Origin of the sequence: Pseudarthrobacter naphthalenicus (assembly GCF_029076445.1) — a bacterium.
GTDB classification, from domain to species: domain Bacteria; phylum Actinomycetota; class Actinomycetes; order Actinomycetales; family Micrococcaceae; genus Arthrobacter; species Arthrobacter naphthalenicus.
The window spans coordinates 1-12529 of sequence record NZ_JARESG010000015.1; the positions used below are offsets into that span (position 1 = coordinate 1).

The 12529-nt window shown below is 60.4% G+C and carries 9 protein-coding genes and 1 pseudogene; 3 read left to right on the forward strand and 7 right to left on the reverse strand.

Features of this window, described 5'->3' with window-relative positions:
- Positions 1-330: 330 nt before the first annotated feature.
- The 6 genes and pseudogenes from PY310_RS14700 to hisC all read right to left on the reverse strand — a co-directional run bounded on the left by PY310_RS14700 (position 331) and on the right by hisC (position 7717).
- Positions 331-1587 (reverse strand): AAA family ATPase, encoded by a 1257-nt coding sequence (locus PY310_RS14700; RefSeq protein WP_275215212.1) that lies wholly within the window; start codon positions 1585-1587, stop codon positions 331-333.
- 12 nt (positions 1588-1599) lie between these two features.
- A pseudogene (locus tag PY310_RS21655) lies at positions 1600-1815 on the reverse strand (ATP-binding protein); the annotation flags it as partial.
- Positions 1791-2951: a DUF262 domain-containing protein gene (locus tag PY310_RS14705; protein WP_275215213.1), complete on the reverse strand. Its 1161-nt coding sequence runs from the start codon at positions 2949-2951 to the stop codon at positions 1791-1793. The gene PY310_RS14705 and the pseudogene PY310_RS21655, both read right to left, overlap by 25 nt.
- Positions 2952-3265: 314 nt before the next feature.
- A complete protein-coding gene (locus PY310_RS14710) occupies positions 3266-4588 on the reverse strand; it encodes a hypothetical protein (RefSeq protein WP_275215214.1) in 1323 nt (440 codons plus the stop codon).
- 563 nt (positions 4589-5151) lie between these two features.
- A complete protein-coding gene (locus tag PY310_RS14715) occupies positions 5152-6567 on the reverse strand; it encodes an amino acid permease (protein WP_275215215.1) in 1416 nt (471 codons plus the stop codon).
- 52 nt (positions 6568-6619) lie between these two features.
- A complete protein-coding gene (hisC, locus tag PY310_RS14720) occupies positions 6620-7717 on the reverse strand; it encodes a histidinol-phosphate transaminase (protein WP_275215216.1) in 1098 nt (365 codons plus the stop codon).
- A gap of 93 nt (positions 7718-7810) precedes the next feature.
- Between hisC and PY310_RS14725 the strand changes: the two genes are divergently transcribed.
- Both PY310_RS14725 and PY310_RS14730 read left to right on the forward strand, forming a co-directional pair.
- Positions 7811-8314: an Lrp/AsnC family transcriptional regulator gene (locus PY310_RS14725; RefSeq protein WP_275215217.1), complete on the forward strand. Its 504-nt coding sequence runs from the start codon at positions 7811-7813 to the stop codon at positions 8312-8314.
- Positions 8315-8435: 121 nt separating this feature from the next.
- On the forward strand, positions 8436-10094 hold the full coding sequence (locus PY310_RS14730; RefSeq protein ID WP_275215218.1) for a thiamine pyrophosphate-binding protein: 1659 nt from the start codon (positions 8436-8438) through the stop codon (positions 10092-10094).
- Between the two features lie 87 nt (positions 10095-10181).
- Here the strand turns inward: PY310_RS14730 and PY310_RS14735 are convergent, their stop codons facing one another.
- Positions 10182-10511, reverse strand: coding sequence for a DUF4234 domain-containing protein (locus PY310_RS14735; RefSeq protein ID WP_275215219.1), 330 nt, complete (start codon positions 10509-10511; stop codon positions 10182-10184).
- 302 nt (positions 10512-10813) lie between these two features.
- Between PY310_RS14735 and PY310_RS14740 the strand changes: the two genes are divergently transcribed.
- A complete protein-coding gene (locus PY310_RS14740; RefSeq protein ID WP_275215220.1) occupies positions 10814-12526 on the forward strand; it encodes an AAA family ATPase in 1713 nt (570 codons plus the stop codon).
- Positions 12527-12529: the final 3 nt, after the last annotated feature.

Below are 12529 nucleotides of genomic sequence, written 5' to 3' on the forward strand. Positions count from 1 at the left end.
CGGGGGCGACGATCTCTTTCACGAGCCATGACGCCCAGCCGAAAACCGGAACCACCCCGGCCCCTCCCAAGGCCACCGTAAACGACGACCACCCCACGTCAACAGGGGTACTTAAGAGATACAAGCCCCAAAACCACTATCTCTGGCGGTGGCGGGCGAAATTATTCGAAGCCGCCGGAATGCACCATTCCAGGTACTAGCCGGCGACCACGACGGCTATATGGCCCAAAGGTCAGCAAGTGTAGGTCTCGCCAGACCTACTACCGACTTTGCGCTGATTCTGCTACAAGAGAATTACAGATGAACTTCAATGGCAGTCCTCCCAATCGTTTATAAGGAACTGAGAAATGACCGTAGGGAGTATGCCTGCTGGACAAAAATACTGTCCTCGAAAAGAAAATTGGCTAGGGCATCCAATAATACAGCAGTGCCATTGAAATGCTCCGCTACGCATATAAGCCAGTCGTGATGATCCAGCCCTTGGGCGTCGACCAACGCGGCCCGCAACTTCGCATCAACATCAGTCGGAAAAGCAAATTTTTCGTGCCCAGCAAGCCAGGCCTTCAGTCTACTTTCGAGAACACGTTCGGGTGATTGAAGACCCGGAAGATAGGAAAAACCATCCACATCGGCTTCAGTCGCGCGCTGGTCACCATCTAGGATGCCAACAATCCGGTGGGGAACTTTGCCAGAGGTGCGATATGCCCTGAGCCCGTTGACAATTGTCCTGACAGCAGATTCTCCATCCGCGGCAAAGGAGATCCCCACGCAGTCCAGGAGACTTTTGTCTAATCTGCGTAGAATCATTTCAAGCATCTGCGCAGCAAATAAATCCTCTGTTACTGCTACACATCGCAATGAGCGCCTGAGACCCAGCCTACTGGCCAGTGCTCTAGAATCAAGTCCCGTCGATACGGACAACTCGGGTAACGAACTTATCAATGAAACCTGCCCGGCCGGCAGGGATTCAAAAACACCGGGTGAGTGGGTCGACATGATAATAGTCAAGTCCTTGTCCCCCGAAATAATTGCCAAGGCTTCAGTCAGTTTGCGCTGAGAAATCGCTGCAAGGTGCGTTTCAGGTTCTTCCAGAATTACAACACCGCCATTTGATAACTGATCAAGCCTCCATAGCAGGTATATCGTGGCGAGCTCACCCCGGCCCATCCCGAGAACCGTATAATCAGCGCCGTGAGTTGCAATCCGGAAGAACGGAACGGCAAAGTCCTCTTCACTCACCGATGTTATTTCAAAAGTATCGATATGGTCATACTGACGATTGAGTACATATGAGGCCAAAGTCATCATTTCTGCTGATGCGGGTGCCGGATCGACTCCTTCGATCAAGTCCAAATAGTTAGGATCTTCTCGCAACATCGCCAATATTTTGCCTGTTTCAATTGCCGCGTCAATGTAGTGAACGTTTTCAGGACAATGTCCGGACCTGACCAACTCCACCATGCCGCCCTGTCGGCGGATTTCCATACGGGACGACTTACCAGTTTCCTTTGAACGGTCGTCAGACCATTGAACTTCCACTTCGTCGACCTGTGAGAACCATCCCACGGCATCTTCTGGCAGCTCCACCGTGGAGTCCAAACACGTGCGGAGGGCCTGGAGGAGACTCGACTTACCCGCTCCATTGCCACCCGCGATTACTGCCATTCCATTGCCGAGTCCCACGGAAAAGCCATGCGGAACGCGAGGACCCCTCAATGTGATCGTCTTGGGGCTGGCGGAATAGTTCCTCGCAGGCAAGCGCTTGATTCGCTCTGCGATCTCGGCGAACCTTACACTGACCACGATTCGCCCCATCCGACACTGTGGGCATATTGGTACAGCTCGCGATCACTCGCAGCCCGAAGATCTAAGGCAAACAGGGCTTCATCTACGATTTTGGACGTCCGCAGCGTCGGTTCCCAGAAGCCTCCACACGTTAACAGGATCGCTCCGCACAAGTCCCGGAGTACCACGGAGGAGACGTCAGCAACACGAGCAGTAGACCGGTCATGGAAAATCCTAAGGGCGGTTGCCAGTTTGGCGTCCTCGACGATGCTGGGCTCCCATCGGTTACGTTCGATCCACTCAACACCTGCATAGAAGCGATTCATTTCTTTTTGAGGTGCTTTGTAAACTCCGCTTCGAGATACCAAACAAAGCCAAGTATGTATAGTTGCTTTGTTGGGACGAATTTGCGCAACATCCGAGTCAAGCATCGGGGATGCTAAAATAAATCTGACCGCATTCGTTGCATCATCTACGATGTCGTTAGGAAACTCATCAGCTTGGCGATACCGGGCAGTTATTCGACCAGCCGTTATTTTCTCGGTCAGAGAACGATTTTCCATAGTCAGCATTAGCCGACCCAATAGATCATCGTAGGCCATTCTTGCATTGGAAAAGCCGATTCGCTCCTTACTCAAGCCAGCTTTCGAAAAAGAGGTAACCAAGCTCTTGATTTGATTACGGGGACCACCTATAAATGCATTTCTTTTTTCTGCCTCCGTCAAGTTCGTCGGTTGGTTAAGGCGAAAAAAGAGCTCATGCGGTTCGTCGGGATCGTAATCAGTAAGTTCGAATATTCTTATTGTAAACTTTCTAAAGTTTCGCTTAATTGACGGGGGTAGCTGTTGAAATCTCAGGCCGTTGAGTGAAAGGAGCTCCTCTTTTTCAGGTTCGATAAACCCATCCACCGAGAAGGCACCGTCCATAAAGTCCCTTATCGCCGTAAGTCGCTGTTGCCCGTCGAGCACGTCACTTGTTCCTTCGGGACGCGCGACGAGATGCACTGGCGGAATATGCCAGCCTCGCAACACGGTATCGATCAGTCGTTGCTGCTTTTTCAGAGTCCAGACCTCCCCCCGCTGAAAGTCGGGCTGCAGGTCGTAATCAGCGTCGCTGATCCTGCGATATATAGTTTCGATGTCAGGATCTTGAGTATTGAACTTCATAAACTCCCCATAATAACAACCAGCTAACAAACCATCTGGGCCATACTAACCCGCTCGGAGAGTTGACAGGCATCATCGGTGGAATACACGCTCTCAATGCAAGGGCGGAACTTGGTGCAGCACATGCACTAACCCCCGCACTAGTGGAGCGTATTCACGTCAGCACAGGTGGCAGAGCGAGTCTCCGATGACGTAAAGCGCTACCCCACCCATCGAAGCGTAAGGTGTCGTCACCTTCCCATTGGCAGCGTGCCATAGAGAACTATTGCTGACGAACAAAACCTTTGATTGCCCACCGTCTTCCCAGGGCCCGGTTACTCGGGCGTATGAGCTGATTCCGCTCCTGGTTGGTCGTTTCCGGTCAATATCACAATCGACGTCTGCGATTGCAGCGGCTTCCAATGTGGAGCCATGGTCTCGATCCGCCCGTCCTCCAGTAGACGGTGGTGAGCTGCACCCGGAAGCAACCGAGGTTCAAGGACGTGTGTGGCCCTGGGATTGTGGTAGACGTCCATTCCTTCAATCCAGGTTTCCGAGTTCTCATCTGTGACAAACTCAATGTAGGGCCTAGGGCTTGGCGAGTCCGGGTTGCGGTCCGCATAAAACCCGCGACGAATGAGAACGACGTCGTTAGATCCGAAGCCTGCCCCGACACCCATTCTGTTGAACTTGGAAAGCGTAGCACTGCTATTGAAGATAACCGCGCTGATGTTTTCCGCCCCAGGGAGTGAGAAGAACCCTGACGGGACGGTCTTTTCTCCCCACCTATGCTCTACGACCTGGATAGGGAGGATTACAAGGGAACCGTCTGCGGCCTCCTTCGCCTCGTGCCTGTATCCGTACAGGTAGGTTGCAAGGGCGGTTCCGCTGTAAGTCATGGACATTGCGTCGTGGAAATCTTGAATGGCGAAGACCAACGGCTTACCGGCCACTACGGGCCTCTTCCAGTATTCCTTATGCAATTTTGCGGTCAGGGCTCCTGCATACCTGGTGGGTAGATAGTGCTGGACGTAGTGTTCAATTTCTGCTTCACTACTGGGCTTCTGCGACCCTATTGGCTTCCCATCTGTTCCGATGCTGGGGTTAATGGTGGTTGCCTCCATCGCAAATCCTCCAAGGGGCCCAATGGCAGTGAAATCGGGTGCTGGATCAGGCCGATCGACGAACAGTCCGGCTTCGGTCAGAGCAGCTGAAAGATAAAGCTCCCAAAGACGTGGGTCGAACCCCGTGGTTTGGAACTGCTCCACAAAGTTGCCGTCCACGTCGCGATTCCAGCGCATCATTGCGCCGATAATACGTCGGGCTGCAGAAAATCCCTCATCCGATGTCAAGTGCAGAAAGTTAGGGTGAAGCTTTTCTTCAGTGGACAGTGGGGCAAAGAAGTCGATCGGTTGTCCCGTCTCGTCGCCCTGTACGCGCAACGCTTCCAGATCCGGGAGAATTTGGAGGAGGCGGAGGTTCAGCGCGAGTACTGCACGCTCTGGTGTTTCGAAGAAATCAGTCTGATCGATAAAGCGATACCGCTCATTCATGTCTCGTGCGAGGATAATGCCACCGTAATCACCATCAGTCCTATCCATCACTATCGTCGATAGAATCCCGGCGTCCACGTCCTCAAACCAGGCAAGTTCCTCCATAATGAACACTCCCATTGGGGCTCGGGCATACGCCGCCAAGGCGCTAAATCGGGAACGGGATATCGTTCGCATGACAGGTTTCCTTTTGTTCTGGCAGGTGTCTGGCATCCGCAGACGTATGGAAGGAGCATAGCGGCCGACTACGGGACCGTCGCTGCGGGAGAAGCCGAGGTGCCGATCGGGGTTCATCGCCGTGGTGGCTCTTTCCGTTCCTTTCCACAATGCCCATCTCCGTCAGCATGCCGGTACTGGCCAACAATTGCATGGACACGTCACCCGCAATCTCCCGGTGACCCCGAGTTCCCGTACGTACGCCAACCCGTGGCCGAGCCGTCCCTGGCGCTAACTAAGCTACTGAACTCCGGTTGCGCAAAGCCGCCCGCTTGTCCGGCACGTCATCGAAGACAATCGTCCCCGGGCGCGAGGACGTCCACCAGTTGGTCTGATGGCAAGCGCCGAGAAGGGACCGTTTGTCGCGGAACCAATCGCAAAAGGCGCGCCCGGCTAAGCCGGACGCGCCCTCGGCGAGCACTGAACCCACCACGTGGGTTAAAGCACGCGATTCAGTCGATAAGCACCGGCTGCTTGTCACCGTCAGAAGCTTCAACACGAGAAGCAATATTTCGGCCGCCACGGTGGTGCAGCCAGTTCGCCGCGGCCAGAAGCGCCACGAGTCCAAAAGTGCTCAGGAGCTGGGGACGGGAGTCCTCGCCGATGAACCCCACCGTGAAGATCGCCGCGAGGATGAGCAGGCCGAAGCCCGTGAGCCACGGGAAGCCGGGCATCCGCAGGGGCAGCTCCGTTCCCTCGCGGTCGGCGCGGAGGCGCAGTGAGAGCTGGGCCATGAGTGCGGACGTCCAGACCAACAGGCACGTTGAGCCCACGATATTGAGCAGGACGGGAAGGACCTTCTCGGGGAAAGCCAGCTCCAGCACAACAGTTACAACACCGAAGGCGACGCTGGCCAGGACGGCCACAACCGGGACGCGGGCCTTGGACACCGAGGCAAGCAGGCGCGGCGCCTCACCGCGCTCGGCGAGGGAGAACGCCATCCGTGACGCACCGTAGAGGTTGGCGTTGAGGGCCGAGAGCAGCGCAGCAACGGCTACCAGGGTAATGGCGGTGGCCGCGCCGGGCATGCCGGCGGCGTCCAGCACCGCGGCGAACGGGCTCTTCAGCCCGGCCGAACCCACGGGAACTACGGCCGCGATGATGAAGATGGAGCCGATGTAGAAGACCAGGATGCGCCACAGCACCGTCCGGACTGCCTTCTTCACACTGCGGGCGGGCTCCGCCGTTTCAGCTGCCGCAACCGAGACGATCTCGGTGCCGCCGAACGCGAAGGCCACCACGAAGAGTGCCGTGGCGATGCCGGCGAAACCGCTGGGTGCGAAGCCGGCACCGGTGAAGTTGGACAGGCCCGGCGACTGGACGCCCGGCAGCCAGCCGAAGAGCAGCGCAGCGCCCACCAGGAGGAACCCGACGATGGCCGCCACCTTGAGCAGGGCGAACCAGAACTCGAATTCACCGAAGTTCTTCACACTGGTGAGGTTCACGGCGGTGAGCGCCACGATGAACACGAAGGCCATCAGCCACACCGGCAGGGCCGGGAAGATGGTGGCCAGCAGGCCCGCCGCACCGAGCGCCTCGGCTGCGATCACCACCACGAGCTGCAGCCACCAGAGCCAGCCCACCGTGGCACCGGCCACCGGCCCGTAGGCCTTGGCGGTGTAAACGGAGAAGGCCCCGCTGTCCGGATTGGCGGCAGCCATCTCGCCGAGGGCCCACATCACCAGGATGATGAGGGTGCCGGCCACGAGGTACGAGATCAGAACGGCCGGTCCGGCAGCCTGGATGCCTGCACCGGAGCCGATGAACAGGCCCGCGCCGATGGCGCTTCCCAGGCCCATCATGGTGAGCTGGCGGGGTTTAAGTGCGGCGCCGAGTGGGCGGCCAGACGTCTTTGTCTGTTGTTCCATTGGGGATTCCTCTGGTTGTAGGTGGAACGGGTTGGTAAAGGTCAGTGAGTGTTCAGGCTGCGTGGGCTTCCAACACCCGGAGCACGCGGTTGTTGGCGGCGGGCCCGGCAACGGTGATCCGCACGCCGTCCCCCTGGTAGGCCCGGACCATGATGCCGGCGTGGTCGAACGCGTCCACCAGCCTCGCCTGGAGGCTCTCATCGGCGCGGATCCACAGGAAGTTGCCCTGGCTCGGCTGCAGCTTCCAGCCCTGGGCTTCCAGCTCCGCGGCCATCCGTGCGCGCTCCTGCTTGACGTCGGCCACCCGCGCTTCCATCTCCTCCCCCGCGTCCAGGGAGGCGACGGCGGCCTTCTGGGCCAGCGCGCTCACGGCAAAGGGCAGGGCGGTGCGGCGCAGACCTTCGGCGATTGCCGCCGTCGTAATGGCGTACCCGACGCGCAGGCCGGCGAGCCCGTAGGCCTTCGAGAAGGTGCGCAGGATGCAGACGTTCGGGTACCGGCGGTAGAGCGCCAGGGAGTCGGGGCCGCTGCCCGCTTCGGCGTATTCCACGTAGGCCTCGTCGATCACCACGAGGATGTCGGAGCGCACGGATTGCAGGAACGTCTCGATGCGTTCGTGGCTGATCGGCACGCCGGTGGGATTGTTGGGGGTGCAGAGCAGGATGACCTTCGTGCGGTCGGTGACGGCCGCGGCCATGGCATCGAGGTCGTGGCCCTCGGCGTCGTCCAGCGGGATGCGGACCGGCCGGGCGCCTGCCAGCTCCACCAGGATGGGGTAGGCCTCGAAGGAGCGCCATGCGAAGATCACGTCATCCCCGGCGTCGCACAGTCCGGTGATGATCTGCTGGAGGACGCCCACGCTGCCGGGTCCCACCGCCACCTCGTCGGCGGTGACGCCGAGGTGGAGGGCAAGCCGTTCACGGAGTTCGACGGCGGCACTGTCCGGGTAGCGGTTCATGGTGCCGGCCGCCGCGGCCACCGCAGCCGCGGCAGCGGGCAGCGGTTCGTAATGGCTTTCGTTGCTGGCAAGGGCGGCGATGTCCATGCCGGCGCTGCGCCGGCCCGGGACATAGGCCGGAAGTCCGGCCACGGCGCCACGAAGGGTGGGAAGGACGGTGTCCGGTGCGATGAGGAGCTGATCACTGGTCATGAGGAACGATCATGATTGTGACCCGCCCCACAATGCAAGATACCCTCAACCCATTGGGACTTCTGCTCAACTTCTACTAACTGTGGTGAAAATATGACCATCCCGAACGCCCGCACCCTGGATTCCCTCGACGGCAGGATCATCCTCGCCCTCGACAAGGATCCCGAAGCCAGCGCCCTGGCACTCTCCCGGACACTCGGCGTCGCACGCAACACTGTTCACGCCCGGCTGGCACGGCTCGAGCGCAGCGGCGCGCTCCGCTCTTTCAGCCGGAGGCTGGACCCCGCCGCGCTGGGCTATGACCTGATGGCCTTCCTCTCCCTGTCCATCAGCCAGACCCGGACGGGCGCCGTGGAGGACGGGCTCGCCGCAATCCCGGAGGTCATCGAGGTGCACGCCACCACCGGCGACGCGGACCTCATGGCCAAGGTGGTGGCACGCAGCACCGCCGATCTCTACCGCATCACCAACGAGATCCTGGAAATCGAGGGGATCCAGCGGACCAGCACGGCCATTTCCGTACTGGAACTCATGCCGCCCCGCTACGACGGGCTCCTGTCCCGGCTCTCCGAGCAGGAGTCCCGCCCCTCCCACTAACGGCGGGGTGATGCACGCCACAAGTGGGCATATTTTCACTCGTACCCGCACTCCCCTGCCAAATATCCCAATCAGAACTAACTCTCTTGCCTATCAGTGGGCCAGCCCACACGATTTCTGCATGACTACTCTTACCGTCTCCGGCCGCGTCGCACAGGTTCTCAGCAGCTATGTCACCGATGTCTTCGGCGTGATGGGCAACGGCAACGTCTACTTCCTGGACGCCGCGGAACAGCTGGGCCTCCGCTTCTCCGCCGTCCGCCACGAAGGCGCCGCCATCGCCGCGGCCGACGCCTACTACCGGACCTCGGGACGGCTCGCCGCGGGCACCACCACCTACGGCCCCGGCTTCACCAACGCACTCACCGCCATCGCGGAGGCGGTGCAGGCGCAGATCCCCGTGGTGCTGGTCACCGGGGACGCCCCGAGCAGCGGCGCCCGGCCCCAGGACGTGGACCAGGCGGCCATCGCCGCAGGTCTCGGTGCGGCGACCTTCACCGTCACCCGCGATGCCGCGGGCTCCATCACCCGGCAGGCGGTGGAGTACGCACTCACCAAGCGCACCGCCGTCGTGATTGCCATCCCCTACGACCTCGCAGCACTCGAGGCGGACGAGGAAGAACTTCCGGCGCCGCTGGCACCAACGGTGATTGACGACGTCGACGGCGGCCTGGGGCAGGTGGCCCGCCTGCTCGCCGGGGCGAAGCGGCCGCTGATCCTCGCCGGCCGCGGCGCGCACCTCGCCGGCGCCGGCCCGGAGCTCCGCGAGCTCGCCGACCGCCTCGGCGCACTGACCGCCGGAACCGCCCTGGCGCTCAACCTCCTCAATGGCGAGGGGTACTTGGGCGTCGCCGGCGGTTTCGGCACCGACACCGCGGCCGGGCTCATGGGTGAGGCCGATGTGGTCCTCGTGGCCGGGGCAAGCCTGAGTCCCTTCACCCTGCGGTTCGGGCACCTGCTCGGCCCGGACAGCACCGTCATCCAGATCGACACCGCGCTGCAGCCGACGCACCCCCGGGTGGACGCGTTCGTCAGCGCGGACGTGAAGTCTGCTGCTTCGCGCCTCCTGGGGATGCTGGACGGCGGAGCTTCGGGCACCGCGTGGCGCGCGGAAGCCCGCAAGCGCCTGGCCGAAGGCCCGGGCCACGCAGCAGGTTCGGCGGAGACACCGGATGGCCGGCTGGACCCGCGCGCCCTGGCCTCCGCCCTGGACGCTGTGCTGCCGGAGCGGCGCACCGTGGTCCAGGACGGCGGGCACTTCCTCGGCTGGGCACCCATGTACTGGAACATCCCGCGGCCCCAGGACCTGGTGATGGTGGGGACCGCCTTCCAGAGCATCGGGCTGGGCCTGGCCAGCGCCGTCGGGGCAGCCCGCGCGGTGGAGGACGGCCGCACCCTGGTGCTGGCCTCGGGCGACGGCGGTTTCCTGATGGGCCTGTCCGACCTCGAATCGCTGATCGGTGCCGCTCGCAGTGCGATTGTGGTCATCTACAACGACGCCGCCTACGGAGCCGAAATCCACCAGTACGCCTCCAAGGGCCTGACCGACAAGCCCATGCTGATCCCCGAGGTGGACTTCAGCGGGGTTGCCCGCGCTCTGGGTGCTGAGTCCGCGATTATCCGCTCGCTTTCCGATTTGTCCGCGCTCCAGGACTGGATCGACGCCGGCGCCAAGGGAACCTTTGTGGCCGACTGCCGCATTACCTCCAGCGTCCGGGCACCCTGGATGAGCGAGTGGATGGCAGCTTCCCGGGCTGCGAAGGCTGCGTTGGCGGGGTAGCCGAATTTAGAAGCCAACGGCCCAGCATGGCTACGTTGTCATGCTGGGCCGATTTAGTTCTTTACCCCTGTCTCAGGGCATGCCGTGTCAGACGGTAACAGGAACGGTGACCGCGGCCGGTGCGATCTTTCGGTTGAACTCGTGCTGGACGATTGCGGGCCCGATGGTACCGAGAAGGAGTATCAACCAAAACGCCGCGTGACGCCCCAGGCCTCGATGCGTGAAAACCTCGACACCCACTGAGTATTTCCACAGCCAGACGATGTTGGCAATGGGCACGAGCAGCAACCATGCGGTGGGTATAGCGGTACCGTACTTATTCATTTCATTTTTCGTCTTCACACTCCAAACCAAAGAGTAGATTCCGAAAGTAACGATGGGCAAGAGTAGCGGCGCTGCAATGCTGCGATATTTCATGGTTCTCCTAGACACATTTCGTGGAACGGTCGGAGTAACACCTCTGGCGCATCACAGCGTCGTCGATTTCCACCAAAGTGACACTATCCGGGGTAATCACCGCCGAAGGCAAAACTAGGGCAATCTTGACGCAAACCTGCGCAGTGCGTCATATTGCACAGGCTGGGCGACTTGTCCTAAGTCGCTGGTCAGGGATTTCCGGTCCGTTCCTCAGAGGCACACTGTCCTACGTCCTTTGAACCACCCATCACTCATGTGCTTTCGGGGGCTACAACCCGACGGACAACGGGAATTCACGCCGATTGAAGAAGCTCCTGGTCATGGTCGGCTGGGATATGCTTCGTGCAGTTGTGACAAATGTAATGTTGGGGGCCAATATGAATTCAAAAATGCCGCTGAAGTTCGGGGCGACTCTAGTAGAGCTGATCCGGGCCCGGCACCCGATCCTCCTCGTGGAAACCCACGAAGGTGACAGGGTGATCGCTGCTGCTGAAGCTGTCGCCGTCAGCCCGGATATTCGGCGACAACGCAGGGTCATTGCCTACACGGTTTCCAAGGGACTGCACGCACCCGGGCAAGCGGGAAAGCCAACCGCTCCGGATGTTGCCCTCGTCGAGGCCACGAAGACACCAGAACCCACCATCTTCGTGTTCTTCGACCTCCACCACTTCTTGGGGTCGCAGGGGCGTCCGGCGGAGCCAACGATGGTGCGGGCAGTCCAGGACGCCGCGACAGCCTTTCGTACCGGAGAGGTCCCGCACACCCTCATCATCGTTTCGCCGGCTCTGACGTTGCCGGCGGATCTGGAGAAGGAAGTAACCGTTGTTGATCTTCCCTTGCCGACAGCAGGGGAAATCGAGGGTGTCCTCGATGAGATTGTCAGTGCGAACGCCGCGTCCATCGTCGTTGACCTGAGCGCGGACGATCGCCAAAGACTCATCCAGGCAGCACAGGGACTGACCCTGGGCGAGGCGGAAAACGCCTTCGCACGCGCCATCGCCTCAGACAGGCGGCTGGACGCTTCGGATATCGCCTTGGTCCTTGACGAAAAGCGCCAAACCATCAGGAAGTCAGGACTGCTGGAGTTCATCACGCCAGAGGGCACGATGAACGACGTCGGGGGCCTGGAAAATCTGAAGAAATGGCTAGAGAAGCGGAACGGCTCCTGGCTGCCCGAAGCGCAGCGCTGGTCCATCCCAGCACCAAAGGGTGTTCTCATCACCGGCATCCCCGGCTGCGGCAAGAGCCTCACCGCCACCTGCATGGCCACGCTTTGGGGACTTCCCCTACTACGCCTTGACGTCGGCCGAGTCTTCTCCGGTCTCGTGGGCTCCAGCGAACAGAACATGCGGGGCGCGCTCAAGCTGGCAGAAGCGGTCTCCCCATCCATACTGTGGATCGACGAAATTGAGAAAGGCTTCGGTTCGAGCGGCAGCGGAGACTCGGGCACCAGTCAGCGCGTCTTCGGAACGTTCCTGACGTGGATGCAGGAGAAAAAGAACCCTGTCTTCGTTATCGCCACCGCGAACAAGATCGACACCCTCCCACCAGAATTCCTCCGCAAGGGCCGCTTCGACGAGATCTTTTTCGTCGACCTGCCGACGAGAGAAGAACGGGTCCACATCTGGCGCATTCAGCTCGAAAAGCGGCTTACCGCCGGATCTGAAGCCACTGGAGACTTCGAGATAAACAAGGATTCGCTGGGCTTCCTTGCGGAACACACGGAGGGCTTTTCAGGAGCAGAGATCGCCGAAGCAGCAGTCAGTGCCTGCTTTGAAGCATTTTCGGAGCGCCGGCGCCTTAACGAAAAAGATCTCCGAAGGGCGATCACCAACACTGTTCCCCTGTCGGTCACCCAAGCGGAGCAAATCAAAGGAGTCCGGGATTGGGCTTCACAGCGGGCCGTGGCAGCAACGTCAACGAGTTCCAGAGGTGATTACTCCACCAGCGGGTCTGCAGCGCCTGCAGATGTAAACTCTTGGCGCGGTGGTCGGCAGATCGACTTTGGGGACTGAAGG